Origin of the sequence: Tunturibacter gelidoferens (genome assembly GCF_040358255.1) — a bacterium.
GTDB lineage: Bacteria > Acidobacteriota > Terriglobia > Terriglobales > Acidobacteriaceae > Edaphobacter > Edaphobacter gelidiferens.
This window is the reverse complement of sequence record NZ_CP132938.1, coordinates 557818-573691: the sequence shown is the minus strand read 5'-3', so window position 1 is coordinate 573691 and position 15874 is coordinate 557818. Positions and strand designations below refer to the sequence as shown.

General features: G+C 60.6%; 12 protein-coding genes and 1 other RNA gene. 12 read left to right on the top strand and 1 reads right to left on the bottom strand.

Annotated elements, in window-relative coordinates; genetic code table 11:
* Positions 1-292: 292 nt before the first annotated feature.
* From RBB81_RS02925 to RBB81_RS02875, 12 genes are all read left to right on the top strand, one after another.
* Positions 293-562 (top strand): hypothetical protein, encoded by a 270-nt coding sequence (locus RBB81_RS02925; protein WP_183791206.1) that lies wholly within the window; start codon positions 293-295, stop codon positions 560-562.
* Positions 563-583: 21 nt separating this feature from the next.
* Positions 584-970: a cell division protein ZapA gene (locus RBB81_RS02920; protein WP_183791208.1), complete on the top strand. Its 387-nt coding sequence runs from the start codon at positions 584-586 to the stop codon at positions 968-970.
* Between the two features lie 250 nt (positions 971-1220).
* Complete coding sequence (locus RBB81_RS02915; RefSeq protein ID WP_179586506.1) at positions 1221-1715, top strand: class I SAM-dependent methyltransferase; 495 nt, start codon at positions 1221-1223, stop codon at positions 1713-1715.
* Between the two features lie 206 nt (positions 1716-1921).
* Positions 1922-2107: non-coding RNA, 6S RNA (gene ssrS, locus RBB81_RS23450), on the top strand.
* Between the two features lie 200 nt (positions 2108-2307).
* Complete coding sequence (locus RBB81_RS02910; protein ID WP_353072657.1) at positions 2308-3057, top strand: prolipoprotein diacylglyceryl transferase family protein; 750 nt, start codon at positions 2308-2310, stop codon at positions 3055-3057.
* Positions 3047-4162 carry an RluA family pseudouridine synthase gene (locus RBB81_RS02905; protein WP_353072656.1) on the top strand — a complete coding sequence of 372 codons (1116 nt, stop codon included), beginning with the start codon at positions 3047-3049 and terminating at the stop codon, positions 4160-4162. Before RBB81_RS02910 ends, RBB81_RS02905 begins: the two co-directional genes overlap by 11 nt.
* 28 nt (positions 4163-4190) lie before the next feature.
* Positions 4191-5258, top strand: coding sequence for a VWA domain-containing protein (locus RBB81_RS02900; RefSeq protein ID WP_353072655.1), 1068 nt, complete (start codon positions 4191-4193; stop codon positions 5256-5258).
* A 35-nt stretch (positions 5259-5293) separates the two neighbouring features.
* Positions 5294-6328: a YncE family protein gene (locus RBB81_RS02895; RefSeq protein ID WP_183791216.1), complete on the top strand. Its 1035-nt coding sequence runs from the start codon at positions 5294-5296 to the stop codon at positions 6326-6328.
* 110 nt (positions 6329-6438) lie between these two features.
* Positions 6439-7020, top strand: a complete 582-nt coding sequence (locus RBB81_RS02890) for a hypothetical protein (protein WP_353072654.1) — start codon at positions 6439-6441, stop codon at positions 7018-7020.
* Positions 7021-7235: 215 nt separating this feature from the next.
* Positions 7236-9956 (top strand): AMP-binding protein, encoded by a 2721-nt coding sequence (locus RBB81_RS02885; RefSeq protein ID WP_353072653.1) that lies wholly within the window; start codon positions 7236-7238, stop codon positions 9954-9956.
* Positions 9957-10135: 179 nt separating this feature from the next.
* The gene (locus RBB81_RS02880) at positions 10136-11776 is read left to right on the top strand and encodes an alpha/beta hydrolase (RefSeq protein WP_353072652.1); all 1641 of its coding nucleotides are present in this window, start codon (positions 10136-10138) and stop codon (positions 11774-11776) included.
* Between the two features lie 273 nt (positions 11777-12049).
* Positions 12050-14431: an arylsulfatase gene (locus tag RBB81_RS02875; protein ID WP_353072651.1), complete on the top strand. Its 2382-nt coding sequence runs from the start codon at positions 12050-12052 to the stop codon at positions 14429-14431.
* A gap of 387 nt (positions 14432-14818) precedes the next feature.
* On the opposite strand, the gene add is transcribed toward RBB81_RS02875, so the two are convergent.
* Entirely contained in the window at positions 14819-15859 is a 1041-nt protein-coding gene (gene add / locus RBB81_RS02870) for an adenosine deaminase (RefSeq protein WP_179586488.1), read from the bottom strand.
* Between the last annotated feature and the right edge of the window lie 15 nt (positions 15860-15874).

The window sequence follows — 15874 nt, the reverse complement described above, 5'->3', positions numbered from 1 at the left end:
AGGAGGCCCGTCCGGCAGGACAGTCTCTCCCCAAAAAATAATTCCCAAAAGCCTGTCACATTTTTCGTCACTCAAAAACACGCGGCGAAACCCCACAATCTCACCAGCAAACCACCACACTCACACCACAACTTCACCACACCAAAACCACCCAAAATCGCAAAACCCCCCGGGAAAAACAGCCACTCCACCACAATCACAAATTAATCCGCAAAAAACACGCACCCAAATAGATTCCACCCCGTTTTCCCCAGCAAAATTCCACCCCTCCGCCGTCTATACTGAAAAGAATATGAGCACCTCCACCATTAGCTCCAACATCAGCGTCGATGAGTTCCAGGCCCTCGAACAAAAAGTCCTCCGCGCCGTCGAAGTCGTCAAGCGCGAACGCGAAGCCCGCGCCGCCGCCGAAGCCGAAGTAGCCACCCTCCGCGCTCAGCTAGCCGAGTCGCAAAGCCTCTCCACCATGGTCGAATCCGAGCTCACCACACTCACCAAAGAGCGTGAAGCCGTCCGCCAGCGCGTCGAAAAGATGCTCCAGCAGATGGACGAACTCCTCTAAACCTCACCGCAAGGAGACCCGATGAACCAGACTCTAGAAGCGCAGACTCGCGAAGCCCCCCAGGCCACTCAACAGCCCGCCGCCGAGCCCACGCAGAGCCAGTCCATCGCCGTCGAAATCTACGATCAGATCTACCATCTCCGCGGCACCGACCCCGCTTACATCGAGCGACTCGCCGCCGTCGTCGACGCCAAGATGCGCGCCGTAGCCTCCCACGGCAATACCGTCGACTCGCTCCGCGTAGCCGTCCTCGCCGCCCTCAACATCGCCGACGAGCTCTGCTGCGCCCGCGACCGCAGCGACAACCTCGCCGGCAGCCTGCAGAACTCCCAGCAGTCCCTTCGCTCCCGCGCCGGCGACCTGTCCCACCTCCTCGACGAACTCCTCGAAGACCGCAAAGTCGGCTGATCGTACCGCGGGTACTCGAGTTCCCTATAAAGCTGGATAGAGCAGGTGATAACCTTAAGGGACCCTTGGAGGCTTTCTGTTAAATTGGGCTGCACGTTATTTCCCTATCCTTCGCACCATCAAGAAACATGGTCTTCTTGAAAGTGGAACGCTGCTGGAAATCGGATCTGGACCATTTGGTATTGGAACGTTTCGTAAAGTCCCGTTTACCGGGTGTGACCTCTCCTTCGCAGATAAAGAACAGTGGCCAATGACTCAGCTGGCAGCATCAGCTGCTGAATTACCTCTCGGTGATAGATCCTTTGATATTGTGCTCGCCTCGGATGTTTTGGAGCATATACCTCCGCCTGTCCGAATGAAGGTGATCAGCGAAGCACTCCGGGTGGCCGACAAACTCGTGATCTTTGGATTCCCTTGCGGAAAAGAGGCCCACGACTCCGACAGAGCCCTGCGCCAGGAGTACCTGGACAACAATCTCAAAGTTCCGGAGTGGCTCGAGGAGCATATGGAAGCCGATTTCCCCGAACCAAGCCTGTTCGGCAATCTGCACGGATGGAAGGTTGAGCAATTCAGCAATGAGAGCCTTGGCTTTCACAAATGGATGATGAAGCGAGAGATGAACCGGCTATTTGTTCGTGTCACAGGGCGAATTTCTAGGTCTTTACCCGGCCTTACTGAAAAATTACTCAGGAATAGGGACGGAAATCCCTCATACCGGCAAATTTTTGTGCTGACCAGGATTTAGCGCATCCCTGAGTCACGCGAGACATTGACAAACGCAACCCTGGGATCCCGAACCGACCAATCGAATCCATTAGGACAAGTTGACCCCCGCTGATAGCGGGCTTGGCCATCCTCATGATAAATTCCACGCCCTCGTCGAGATGCACCGCTCCCGGCGTGGCCGACTTGCCATTCTCCGGCCCTACCGTTAGCATCCAAGTTAAGAACTCCGGCCTGCAAAGCAGGTACGCGAACAACGCTGGTTGAACCAACATTCATTGAACAGGGGCCTGGCTCGTAGACATGGTTCGGTGTGCAGTCCTCCAGTCAGGAACGCCTAAAGAGCCACGGCAAGGTCCCGCCGTCTTAGGACGGGTTCACCAGCGCTTCGACGTACGGCCCAGTGGGTCGGTCTTCTTTTCTTCAGATCTGTCCAACCAATCCGCATTTAAAATGAAGCCACGATCTGCGGTTGCAAGGCAGTCGTCATTGCCGTTGCTGTTGCCTGTTCTTTTGTTTGTCATCCCGTAGGGATCTGCGGTTGCTGTTGCTTGCTCTTTTAATTCCGTATTCGCACCACCCCTTGAACCAGACCTTCGAATCCGCCTCAGAACGTGCACCCCTACCTTCTCCACTCCGGCCACCTCCTCCTTCCCACCTTTGGAGTTCTCGCCGCCCTTGGCCTTATGGCCGCCCTCACACTCAGTCTCCGCACCGCCGCAATCGTCGGCCTCGACCCCGACAAGCTCTGGAACGCCGGCCTCTTCACTCTTCTCTGCGCCTTTGCTCTCTCCCGCATCCTTCTCATCGCCACCAATCTCCACAACTTCCTCGCCTATCCCATCCTTCTCCTCACGGTCCCCTCCCTTACCTCCACCGGAATCCTCCTCACCCTTCTCGCCGCGCTCGTCTATCTCCGCATCCGCCACCTCCCGCTCCTCGACACCCTCGACGCCTGGAGTCCCTGCGCCTCGCTCGTCTGGGCCTTCCTCGCCCTCGGACACTTCGCCGAAGGCAGCGACGCCGGCCTCCCCACCACCCTCCCCTGGGGCATCCGCATCCCGCCGAGCCACACCCGCCTCCACCCCGTCGCGCTCTACGCCGCCATCGCCGCAGCAATCCTCACGCTGATCCTCCTAAAGCAGCTAAAAAACCGCCGTCAGCCCGGAGACGCTGTCTCTCTGGCCCTCGCCGCCGCAGGCACGCTCCAGTTTCTCCTCACCTTCTTCCGCCAGCCCTACCCGTACACCACCACCTCCCCCTACATCCTCCTCGACCCCATTCAGTGGATCGCTCTCGGTATGATCGTTGTAGCGGCCATCATCCTGCTGCTGCCAAGAAAGCTGGTCTCCCATGCCGTCTAAGAACATGCTCCCCAAGGGCCAGCGTCGCCGCACCGTAAAACCCGAGTACCGCGCCACCCGAGGCGTAGAAGAGACCATCCCTCCCCCAGTCCCCGTCGTCGAGTTCGACGAAGTCGAAGAAGACTCCGACGCAGTCCGCACCTTCACCGCCGACCCCGCCGCCGCCAACCTCCGCCTCGATCTCTACCTCGCCCAGGCCCTCCCCGACATCTCCCGCGCACGCGTCCAGCTCCTCATCGAAGCCGGCCAGGTCCGCGTCGACGGCAACCCCGCCAAGCCCAAACAAAAACTCCACGGCGGCGAGTCCATCGAGATCGAAGGCTCCCCCCAACCCGCGCCCCTCCACGCCATCCCCGAGGACATCTCCCTCGACATCCTCCACGAAGACAAGTACCTCGCCGTCATCAACAAACCCGCCGGCATGATGGTCCACGCAGGCTCTGGCGCGACCGAAGACGCCCGCAACCGCGGAACCCTCGTCAACGCACTCCTCTTCCACTTCGCCAAACTCTCCGACGTAGGCGGCGATCTCCGCCCCGGCATAGTCCACCGCCTCGACAAGCTCACCAGCGGCCTCATCCTCGTCGCCAAAGACGACAGCACCCACCGCAAGCTCGGCGACATGTTCTCCCGCCGCCAGGTCACCAAAACCTATGTCGCCCTTCTCCACGGCCACGTCAAAAAAGACGACACCACCGTCAACCTCTCCATCGCCCGCGACCTCATCCGCCGCACCCGCATGACCACACGCCGTGCCGACGGCCGCACCGCCGTCTCCCACTTTCACGTTCTCGAACGTCTAACCACTTCCTACGGTCCCTTCACAATGGTTGAGGTCCGCATCGAAACGGGCCGCACCCACCAGATCCGCGTCCATGCCCAGTCCCTCGGCCATCCCGTCGTCGGCGACACGCTCTACGGAGCTCCCCACGCCATCCCCGGCCTCGACCCCGCTCTTAATCTCGAGCGCAACTTCCTCCACGCTGCCCATCTCTCCTTCACCCATCCGCAGACCGGCAAACCGATGGATCTCGCATCCCCGCTCCCTGTCGAACTTGAGTCGTTTTTGCAAGCAATTCGCGCGAATTCGACCACAATTGAGTAGAATCATCCGAGTGACCGCGCCCAACCGAATGAACCAAGTCTCTAGCCTCAAACTCCCCGTTTTTCTGCTCTCTCTCATCCTCGCCGCCACGCCTCTGAACGCTCAAACCGACTCAGGACCCAGCCCGGCGACAAACCCCGCACCATCTGCTCAACCGCCCGCTACTCCGGCTCCCGCCGCCTCCCAGCAGCCGGTCGCGACGCCGTCGCAAACTCCTGCCCAGTCCGGCCAGGCCAGCCCACAGGTCGACGAGCCCGTAACCACCCTTCAAGTCCAGGTCAACGAAGTCAATCTCATCTTCACCGTCATCGACAAGCACGGTAAATTCATCACTGGCCTCAAACGCGAAAACTTCGGTCTCCTCGACGATGGCCGTCCCCCCACCGCCGTTCTACGCTTCACCCAGCAGACTAACCTTCCCCTGCGTGTCGGCATCATGCTTGATACCTCCAGCTCCATCCGTCAGCGCTTCCAGTTCGAACAGGACTCCGCCATCGAGTTCCTCCTCCAGATCCTCCACCTCAACGACCGCGCCTTCGTCGAGGGCTTCGACATCGAAACTGACGTAGCCCAGGACTTCACCAACAACGTCGATCTCTTGAATCAAGGCATCCGCAAGCTCCGTCCCGGCGGCGGCACCGCACTCTTCGACGCTCTGTATAAAACCTGCAAAGACCAGATGCTCCCCCTTCAGGAGACAGGAGCCGTCCGCCGCGCCCTCATCCTCGTCTCCGACGGCGACGACAACTACTCCCGCGTCCAGGAGTCCGACGCCATCAAGATGTGTCAGCGTGCCGACACCATCGTCTACACCATCTCCACCAACATCAGCCCCAGCAAAGACAAAGGCGACGACGTCCTCAAAGCCATCTCCGACGCCACCGGCGGCCAGGCCTTCTACCCCGTCAAGCTCGAAGACGTGGCCATCGGCTTCCGCAACATCGAAGAAGAGCTCCGCAGCCAGTACCACCTCGTCTACCGCCCCGCCGACCTCCGCATGGACGGCTCCTTCCGCACCATCTACCTCCAGGCCAACGACCCCCGCTTTAAGGTCCGTGCCCAAAAAGGCTACTTCTCCCCCCGCCCACCCCAATAGGCCAACTTTGCGACGGAGGAAATGGAAAAAAAGCAATGAGAAATCCATACCGTTCTGCTCTGTTCCTCGCACTGATCACGGCCTTGCCCCTCTATCTCCGTGCTCAACAGAACTCCGCCTCGCTCGTCGCTCCTCCGCTGATCCTCACTGGAGCCATTCCTCTGCCGAACGTTTCAGGCCGCATCGACCACTTTGCGATCGATCCTCTGCACAACCGGCTCTTCGTCTCCGCCCTCGGCAACAACACCGAAGAGATCGTCAACCTCAGCGGCCAGGCTGTCACTCATACCATCTCTGGCATCCCCCATCCGCAAGGCGTGGTCTACTCGCCCGAGACCAACAAGCTCTTCGTGGGAAGCGACCAGGGCAAGCTCTACATCTACGATGGCTCGACCTTCGCGCTTCTCGCCACTCTCGACTTCGGCGATGACGTCGACAACCTCCGCTACGACCCCGCCGACAAACGCGTCTACGTCGGCTACGGCGATGAAAAGACCGGTGCCATTGCCATGGTCGATGCAGCCTCTAATCAACGCCTCCCCGAAGAGTTCAAACTCGGCGCGCACCCAGAGTCCTTTCAGCTCGCCTCCTCCAGCCCCGAGATCTACGTCAACCTCCCCGATCTCAAGCAGATCGCCGTCATCAATCGCCGCACCCAAGCCATATCACGCTGGCCGTTGAAGTTCGAGAGCAACTTCCCCATGGCGCTCGACGAATCCGGCCACAGGCTATTCGTCGCCACCCGCACCCCCGCCCGCCTGGTCGTCTTCGATACCGCCACCGGCCGCATGGTCGCCGCCCTACCCGCCGCTCGCGATTCCGACGATCTTTACTTCGACTCCACCCGCAAGCGCATCTATGTCCCCGGCGGAGAAGGCTCCCTCAGCGTCTTCCAGCAGGTCGATCCCGATCACTACAGCCTCCTCGCCAAGCTGCCCACCGCCCTCGGCGCACGCACCGGCGGGTATTTAGGCAAAGGCAGAAAAGGCTTCGCCCGCCTCTACTTAGCCGTTCCCGCCCGCGCCGACCACGGTGCCGAACTCTGGATCTACACCCTGCAGGACGAATAGCGAACCCGCCCTTGGTTCCCGCTTGCGTATCCACGATCGCCGAATAATACTTCTAATCAGGGAAACTCGGGCCTGGAAACGGTGTCTAATCCAGCCAGGGGTTCTTCGCCATGAAACTGCATCCCATCCTCCTAGCCCTCGCCCTCTCTACCGCTGCCATCGCGCAATCACCCGCCGGTCCGCCGCCTCCACCCCTCGACCTGCAGGGTGCACTCATGAACCTCGCGGATCAGCCCGCGACCCACACCTCCTTCAGCTTCGATCGCAGCATGATCCAAATCGCCCAGAATCTTCTCGAGTCCAACGGCCTCGACGCCAACCGCGCCCCCGCTGCGCTCACCGGCATCTCGGTCGACAACTACCGCTACCCCCGCCCGGCCTTCTACACCCCTGAGGCCATGGACGCCATTATCGCCTCCTACAACGCCGCCGGTTGGAAGCATCTCGTCAACGCCAACCAGAACTCCGCCAACACCGCTCAGCCCCGCAACACTGTCACCGATCTCTGGCTCCACTTCGCCGGCCCCGACATCACCGGCGTCACCGTACTCAACCGCTCTGCTCGCGACATGAGCGTCATCCAGATCGCCTGCGAACTCCGCCCCCTCGACCTCGTCCACCTCAGCGGACACTTTGGCATCCCCAAGGTCGACCCCGGCGCCGTCATGGTCCCCGCCCCTCCGGGCCGCTAACTCAAAAGCTCTGTCCTGCCGGACGGGCCCACTACGCGTGGCGCGGTCACTTCGTGACGTGTATACCGGCTTCGCCCGGGCCTTCCGATGGTCGGCACAAAATATCTCGCGACCAACGGGAGCGCCAACCGAAGGGGTACACCCGCCACGAAGTGGCCGCCGCCCGCGCAGGGCGCACTTGCCGCATAGGTTATCTTGGTCTAGCTGACTGCCCTATGCCCACCCGCCCCCACCTGGCCGTACTCCTTGACGACTTCCGTCGCTTCGGCCACCAGACAGCCATCGTCCAGTACACCGGCAACCGCCGCAAAGCCACCAGCTACCAGGAAATCGCCACCTTGGCCGAACGCTTCTCCGCACTTCTGGCCGCGCGCAACCTCCAGGTCGGCGACCGCCTCATCCTCTGGGCGCAGAACAGCGCCGAATGGGTCGCCGCCTTCTACGGCTGCATCCTTCGCGGCATCATCGCCGTCCCCCTCGACGCCTACGGCACCCCCGACTTCGCCGCTAGAGTAGCCTCCGACGTCCGCCCCTCCCTCATCGTCGGCGACGCCACCCTCCTCCAAACCCTCCCCAACGACTGGCCACGTCTCTCCTTCGAAGACTGGCCCACCACCCTCCCCCCCACAGTAACGGCAGATCAAGCCATCCCCACCCTCTCCCACGACACACCCCTCCAGATCCTCTTCACCTCCGGCACCACCGGCGAGCCCAAAGGCATCGTCCACACCCACGGCAACATCCTCGCCAGTTTCGAGCCCATCCGCAACGCCGCCCAACCCTACATGCGCTACGAGCGCATCGTCCACCCTCTCCGCTTCCTCCACACCCTCCCCCTCAGCCACGTCTTCGGCCAGATGATGGGCCTCTGGGTCCCCTCCATCTTCGCCGCCGAGGTCCACTTCGAATCCCGCCTCACCGCCCCGCGCCTCATCGAAACCATCCGCCGCGAACGCATCTCCGTCCTCGCCGGAGTTCCCCGTGTCCTCGCCCTGCTCAAGACCAACCTCGAAACCGAACACCCAAACCTCACCGCACGCCTCGCAGCCGCCCAAGGCATCTCCGCACAAAAGCGCTGGTGGCGCTTCCGCGACATCCACTCCCTCTTCGGCTTCAAGTTCTGGGCCTTCGTCACCGGCGGAGGCGCCCTCCCCGCACCCATCGAGCAGTTCTGGAACGCCCTCGGCTTCGTCCTCGTCCAGGGCTATGGCATGACCGAAACCTCCGCCCTCATCACCCTCAACCATCCCTTCAAGGTAGCCCGCGGCACCATGGGCAAGCCCCTCCCCGGCCGCGACGTCAAGATCCAACCCGACGGCGAGGTCCTCGTCCGCGGCCCCATGATCTCCCCCGCCACCTGGTCCGGAGGCGCCCTCCAGCAACGCACCGACGAGTGGCTCGCCACCGGCGATCTCGCTGAAGCCCAGCCCACCGGCGAACTCCGCTTCCTCGGCCGCAAAAGCGAAACCATCGTCACCGCCACCGGCGTCAACCTCCACCCCGAAGACCTCGAAGCCGCCTTCGAGCAGGAGCACGAAGTAGCCGCCTGCGCCGTCGTCCCCATCGAAGGCCCCACGGGCCCCGAACCCTGCGCCGTCCTCGCCCTGCGCACTACCCCCGACCACGCCCCCGCCATCCTCCAACGCGCCAACACCCGCCTGGCCGAGTTTCAACGCATCCGCCGCTGGGCCATCTGGCCGGAGCCCGATCTCCCCCGCACCTCCACCGGCAAAATCAAACGAGCCGCCGTAGCCCAATGGCTGGCCAGCAGGGAAGCCAACAACGGAAGCGCAGCCACATCGCCATCCGCACTCCCATCCACCGACTGGCTCCTCACCCTCATCACCCAGATCACCGGCGAGAGCCTCCCGGCCGAGCAACCATCTCAAGATCCCGAAGCCAAAGATCAAGACCTCCGCCTCGCCGAAGACCTTCGCCTCGACAGCCTCGGCCGCGTCCAACTCCAGGACGCCCTCGAGCAACGCTTCGGCACCCCGCTCCCGCAAGACCAATTCGACCATACGGAGACGCTAAACCAACTACGCCAGCTCCTCATTCACTCCGGCAACGAGTCACTCGAGCCAATCCAGCCACTGCCGTCGAACGACACACCATCCTCCGAAATCTCCAACTCCACCACGCCGCCGCACAGATCCGAAACCACTCCACCACCCGAACCCAGAACCTCACCAGCCGCCACGCACTACCTCTATCCACACTGGCCCTGGTCGCTCCCTATCCGCTGGATTCGCTCCGCATTCATAGAGTTCGTAGCCCAACCCTTAGTCTGGTTTCTAGCCGCACCCCGCGTCTCTCCAACTACCCCGCATCCAGCAACAACTCCGCAATCACCTGCTCCGCAACCAGCAGAACCACTCCTGATCATCGCCAACCACGTCACCGCCTACGATCTCTCCCTCCTCTTCTACGCCCTCCCACGCGCCATCCGCCTCCACACCGCCGTCGCTATGTCCGGCGAGATGCTCGAAGACTTCCGCCACGCCCGCAACCAGCATCCCCGCTGGCTCAACCCACTCGGCCCGCCCACCTGGCTCCTCCTCACAGCCCTCTTCAACGTCTTCCCCCTCCCGCGCCTGCGCGACTTCCAGCGCAGCTTCGCCCACGCCGGCAACGCCCTCGACCACGGCTTCCACGTCGTCGTCTTCCCCGAAGGAACCCGCTCCCCCGACGGCACGCTCGCCCCCTTCCGCCCCGGAATCGGTCTGCTCGTAAAACAATCCTCCGCAGCGGTTCTGCCCATGGCGATCCAAGGCTTAGGCGAACTCAAAACCCGCAAACGCCGCTGGTTTCGCTCCGGCGCCCTCCAGGTGCGCACCGGCCAACCCATTCGCTTCGCCCCAGACGACTCCGAAGCCGCCATCACTGCCCGTCTCCACGCCGAAGTCGAAACGCTCCTCGCGAAAAATCAACCATAAGATCGTCGCTCCGCCACAGAGAACCGGTGCGATTGCAGTTGTCTGTCCTTTTGGTTGTCATCCCCGAAGGGGATCTGCTGTTGTCGAAGGCCCTGAATGGAAGACCATGACTATCCCACAATGCGGAGATCGTCGCATAATGTCTTCGCGCATTTTGAGACCGCGTGCAGGGGTTGCAAATGGATCAAACAGACTTCGAACGGTACGTCCTGAACCTCCTCTTTGTCGCTCTCAAGCCGTTCGTCGCAGACGAGTCCGGCTGGGAATATAAACCCGTAGTGTCGCTCCTGAGTGGCTACTCGCTCTCCCGGTTCTATGACATGACCGAAGCCTTATTCTCCAGGCTCATCACCGTCAACAGCCACAGTCAATCGGGAGCCGACAGAGCGCAGCAACAGGTCTCGCTCATCCTCACCAGCAACAGAGAGCTCCAGACGCCACGCTCACTCGCCCAAGGTCTCTCCGGCGTCATCCTCGCCAATGCCCCGCGTCAGCAACAACAGCAACAACAGCAACAGCAACAACAGCAGCAACAGCAACAGCAGCAACAACAGCAGCAGCAGGAACAACAACAGCAGGAACAACAACAGCAGTACGACTACTTCACCTTCACCGGACTTCTCCCCACCGACCAGCGCGATGCAGTCTTCCTGCCCCGCCCCGAAAGCCTTCTTCCTCGCGTGGTTGTCACCGCGCTACCACCCTCGCCCCCCGTCGTCGCTCCACCACCCTCGCGCATAACCGCCCCAACACGCTCGACGGGAGGCGCCACTTCACCACCCTCGCGGGGAGGTGCCGCTCCACCTCCCCCCGCCCCAGTCAAACTCCCCCACAACTGCACCGCCGTGCAGATCTTTTACGCGACCGACCGTGAACGCAAAGACGACAAAAAGCTAGGCTACACCTTCACCGCAAAACGTTCCTCCGACGAAGCCCTCCGCTACGGCGAGTGCACCGTAAGCATCCCAGCCACCCACAAGCTCGGGGAACTCGAGTCTCCCTCCTTCCTGCGATTCGAGTTCCGGCCCAACCCCGAAAAACATATCGTCCTGCAGGTGGTCACCAGTCTCGAGGAAGATGCGTTCTTCGAAAGCGTCAAGAAACGAGTCGACAGTTCGCCGGCCAAGGACGCCTTCATCTTCGTCCACGGCTACAACGTCGACTTCGACACCGCAGCTCGCCGTGCCGGTCAGTTCGCCTTCGATCTCGGCTTCATCGGAGCTCCCATCCTCTACAGCTGGCCCTCCAACGGCACCTTCGAGGACTACGCCAGCGACGCCGCAAACGTTGGCTGGACCGCAAGCCATCTCGAGCGGCTCCTGCGTCTTCTCGAAGCTCGCAGCGGCGCAAACAAGATTCACCTCATCGCCCACAGCATGGGCAATCGCGCGGTATGCGACGCCCTCAAGTCCCTAAGCTACGACCGCCCCGCGCAAGCCCATCCCCTCCTGCACCACCTCGTGCTGGCCGCGCCCGACATCGATGCCGAGACCTTCCGTCAACTCGCCTCGGCCCTGCGCCTGGTCTCCGATCACATCACTCTCTACGCCTCCTCCAAAGACAAAGCACTCGCGGCCTCGGCGAAGCTCCACAAATACCCAAGAGCGGGAGGCATCCCGGTACTCGTCCTCCCGGACGTCGAGAGCATCGATGCTTCCGCCGTCGCAAGTGACTTCCTCGCGCACTCCTACTTCGCCGGAACCTACCCGCTTCTCTCCGACATCTACGAGCTCCTCTCCGACGACAAGCCCGCATCGAAGCGATTCGCTCTCCGCTCCGCAACCGGCACCGACGGCGTCTATTACATGTTCAAGCCATAACGAAGCTCCCGCTAATCTCACTCACGTACCAGGCACTCCATATTTCCTCTCACACTGAGAGTTTTGCTAGTAGAAGACGCGACGCGGCACTTCTACGCTAAGTCCGATGACCTCTCGCGTTCCTTCAAGATAGCGTTCGCGCGGGTAAACGTCGGGGGATAGCAAATGGCCGCTAGGTACAAACTCTTTAGCCGCAATGGAAAAACAACGAGTGTAACCTCAACCCGCCTGCTCCGAATCGGCATCTCGGCTGCATCCTGGAGTTGTCTTGTCATGCTCGGGATTCTTTCGTCCGCAGCGGGAGCGCAGGAATCCCTTCCGTTCCCGCCCACGCCCTCCGCCTCGACCGCTGGGCTGACGATGAAGGACTCCGTCTACAAGAAACGAGTCGATCCGAAGCACCTTCCCTCTGACGCGCCGAACATCCTTATCATCCTGATGGACGACGTCGGTCCGGGCCAGGCCTCAACCTACGGTGGCGAAATCAACACACCGACACTCGACCGTGTAGCCAAGGCGGGGATCTCGTACAACCGCTTTCACTCCACCGCGATGTGTTCGCCGACACGCGGGGCGTTGCTCAGTGGTCGCAATCACACTCGCATTAGTAACGGCCAGATCGCCGAACTGGCCAACGACTTCGACGGCTTCAGCGGAACGATCCCAAAGTCGGCTGCAACCGTAGCAGAGGTACTTAAGGACTACGGTTACAACACCGGTGCCTGGGGCAAGTGGCATAACACGCCCGCTGAGCAGACGACCTCAAAGGGACCCTTCGACTATTGGCCGACCGGCTATGGGTTCGAGTATTTTTATGGTTTTCTCGCAGGTGAGGCTTCCCAATATGAGCCCCGTCTGGTGCGCAACACTACCGTCCTCGACCCACACGAGTATGAGCATCCCGGTTATCACCTCTCCGAGGACATCGCCACCGACGCCATCAAGTGGCTGCGCGAACAGCAGGCTTTCACGCCGGACAAGCCATTCCTCATGTACTGGGCGCCGGGCGCGGCGCATGGTCCGCACCAGGTTCCCCAGGAGTGGGCCGACAAGTACAAAGGCAAGTTTGACGGCGGCTGGGATAAATATCGCGAGCGGACCTTCAAGCGCGCCAAAGAGATGGGCTGGATCCCGCAGAACGCTCAACTCACCCCACGCCCCCCGACAATGGCCTCATGGGATTCCATTCCGGAGAGCGAAAAACCCTTCCAACGCCGCCTGATGGAAGTCTTCGCCGGGTTTGCGGAACACGCCGACTACAACGCCGGACGCGTCATCGACGAGATCGAGCAGGAAGGAAAGCTCAACAACACGCTCATCTTCTACATCTGGGGTGACAACGGCGCCTCGGCCGAAGGTCAGAACGGTACCATCTCTGAACTGCTCGCACAGAACGGCATCCCGACCACGATTCAGCAGCACATCAAGACAGTCGATGAACTTGGCGGGCTTAATGTAATCGGCTCCGCAAAGACCGACAACATGTATAACGCGGGCTGGGCCTGGGCGGGTGGGACACCTTACAAGTCCACCAAACTTGTCGCTGCACACTTCGGCGGCACACGCCAGCCGATGGCTGTCTCCTGGCCGGCAAAGATCAAACACGACGGCACCCCTCGTTCGCAGTTCCATCACGTCACCGACATCGTGCCGACGATCTATGAGGCAGTCGGCATCACGCCGCCACGCGTAGTCAACGGTATCGATCAGATGTCCATCGACGGCACCAGTATGGTCTACACCTTTGGCGACGCAACAGCGAAAGGCCGCAAGACTACCCAGTTCTTCGACATCATGGGTAGCCGTGGCATCTACCAGAATGGCTGGTTCGCCGATACCTTCGGCCCCCGAACTCCGTGGATGCCGGGACTACCCAAGGGCATCGGGGAGTGGAACCCGGAGAATGATGTATGGGAACTCTACAATCTGGATGAAGACTGGTCTCAAGCCAACGATCTTGCAGCGAAGATGCCGGAGAGGGTCGCTTACATGAAGAACCTCTTTCTGGTCGAGTCCACCAAGAACCAGAACCTGCCCATCGGCGGAGGTCTGTGGACGCCAGTGTTCCATCCGGAAGATGGGCCCTCCACGCCGTATACGGAGTGGAACTTCAGCGGTCCCATCACGGGGATGCCGGAGTTCGCGGCGCCGAAGATCGGAAAGTTCGATAACACTATCAGCATGGAAGTAGAAGTTCCCGAGAATGCTAACGGCGTTCTCTACGCCCTCGGCGGCTTCTCCGGCGGCCTCTCTCTATATGTGAAGGATGGTGTGATTCATTATGAATACAACCTCTTTGAGATCGGCCGGACGAAAATCGCAGCGACAAACAAGCTACCGACCGGCAAGGCGAAGATCGAAGTGGAATCGAAGCTCGCTTCGCCCAAACGTGGTGGTCCGTTGGATATCACGCTTAAGGTCAACGGTCAGGTTGTAGCTCAAGGCCGAGTACCAATTACCGCGGCGATGGCCTTCACCGCGAACGATTGCCTCGATATCGGCAGCGATCTCGGCTCGCCCGTATCGCTCGACTACTTCGACCAGGCACCGTTTGCATTCAATGGAAAGATCGTCACAACGAAAATCTCCTATTCGAAGAAAGAAGAGAAAAAAGACCAAAACTCCCTCTCCGCCTCCCCAGACGAAGGTCAGTAGAGAGCGACACTATGATGCATGCGTGCTTATCCGGGCAGACCGGCCGGATAAGCGGCCGACGCGCAGCCAGCTGCCGAATGATTCCGGCTTCCTTCGCCGCGAGAAATCTTGTCAAGCCCCAGTGTCCCCAAAACCCGCGCCAATCCAGCAGATTCGCGTGGCGTATTAGTTATGGTCAAACCGCTATACTGGAAACAGATCATAAAAGCCCCGGCCAACTCCGGGGCTTCACCTGTTAAAAGGAGAGACACAAACCCATAACCCCTTTGCTTAGAGGAATTTAAACATAACCCTTTTGGAATGAATATTTTGCGAAAGGGCTATTTATATAAGCCATGTGGAATGAGTATTTTAGCTGGAAATACCCCCCAGGGGGGCTCCCCCGAATCAGTATCCGTACTGCTCCACCTGTCGCAGCAGCTCGAGCTTTCGCTCCGGCGGCAGAAAGCTCGCCTCCACCGCATTGGCCGCCAGCTCCCGCATCTGCTCTAACGAAAACTCAAACCGGTTCTGCACCAGAACGTACTCCTCCAGCAGATTGCTCCCGAACATCGGAGGATCGTCCGAGTTGATCGTCACCATCAGCCCCGACTCGAAGTAGTGCTTCACCGGATGCTCGTCGAAGCTCTTGCAACAGCCCGTCCGAATATTGCTGGTCACGTTCAGCTCCAGCGGAATCTGTCTCTCCGCCAGCACCTCCAGCAGCTCGGCATCATGCTGCGCCGACAGAGCATGACCCACCCGCTCCGCGCCGATGTTAATCGCCGCCCAGATGCTCTCCGGCCCGATCGTCTCGCCCGCGTGAGCCGTCAGCCGCAGCCCGGCCGCCTTCGCCTCTGCGTACGACTCCTTGAAGAGATCCGCGCTGCCCCGCTCCTCATCCCCGCCGATCCCGATCCCAACGATGCGCGGATAAAGCTTCCGCAACTCCGCCGCCTTCCGAAACACCTTCACCGCCTCCTCCGCCCCAAAGTGCCGCACCGCATCGATCAACCAGTAGATGGTCGTGCCAAAATCCTTCTCGCCCCGCACCCGCCCACGCTCGATCGCCTCGACGTAAGGCTCCACCTCGGCGTTCTTCCAGAAATAGATAATCCCGAAAGAGACGTACACCTCGGCGTGCACCACCCCCTGTGCCGCCAGGTCCCGAACCATGTTGTAAGTAATCAATTCATAGTCATCCGGCCCCACCAGACGAGCCGAAACCGCTTTGAACGAATCCATGAATCCAAGAAAATTCTCGTAGACATAAAGCTTCTTCGCCACCTCTGCGGTCAGCGGCTCCGCATCATGCCGCTTGCTCAACTCCAGCAGCGTATCGAGCTGAATCGTTCCTTCGAGATGCAGATGCAGCTCGACCTTCGGCAGCTTTCGCAGCCACTCAACTACATCGATCTCAGCGTCTTGTTTCGTCTGTTTGCGCGCCATCTATCTATCCTAGAC

What these genes read in the sequence shown, in the direction of transcription:
- RBB81_RS02925 (WP_183791206.1), top strand. Translation starts at nt 293, where the DNA reads ATGAGCACCTCCACCATTAGCTCCAACATCAGCGTCGATGAGTTCCAG.
- RBB81_RS02920 (WP_183791208.1), top strand. Translation starts at nt 584, where the DNA reads ATGAACCAGACTCTAGAAGCGCAGACTCGCGAAGCCCCCCAGGCCACT.
- RBB81_RS02915 (WP_179586506.1), top strand. Translation starts at nt 1,221, where the DNA reads ATGACTCAGCTGGCAGCATCAGCTGCTGAATTACCTCTCGGTGATAGA.
- RBB81_RS02905 (WP_353072656.1), top strand. Translation starts at nt 3,047, where the DNA reads ATGCCGTCTAAGAACATGCTCCCCAAGGGCCAGCGTCGCCGCACCGTA.
- RBB81_RS02900 (WP_353072655.1), top strand. Translation starts at nt 4,191, where the DNA reads ATGAACCAAGTCTCTAGCCTCAAACTCCCCGTTTTTCTGCTCTCTCTC.
- RBB81_RS02895 (WP_183791216.1), top strand. Translation starts at nt 5,294, where the DNA reads ATGAGAAATCCATACCGTTCTGCTCTGTTCCTCGCACTGATCACGGCC.
- RBB81_RS02890 (WP_353072654.1), top strand. Translation starts at nt 6,439, where the DNA reads ATGAAACTGCATCCCATCCTCCTAGCCCTCGCCCTCTCTACCGCTGCC.
- RBB81_RS02885 (WP_353072653.1), top strand. Translation starts at nt 7,236, where the DNA reads ATGCCCACCCGCCCCCACCTGGCCGTACTCCTTGACGACTTCCGTCGC.
- RBB81_RS02880 (WP_353072652.1), top strand. Translation starts at nt 10,136, where the DNA reads ATGGATCAAACAGACTTCGAACGGTACGTCCTGAACCTCCTCTTTGTC.
- RBB81_RS02875 (WP_353072651.1), top strand. Translation starts at nt 12,050, where the DNA reads ATGCTCGGGATTCTTTCGTCCGCAGCGGGAGCGCAGGAATCCCTTCCG.
- add (WP_179586488.1), bottom strand. Translation starts at nt 15,859, where the DNA reads ATGGCGCGCAAACAGACGAAACAAGACGCTGAGATCGATGTAGTTGAG.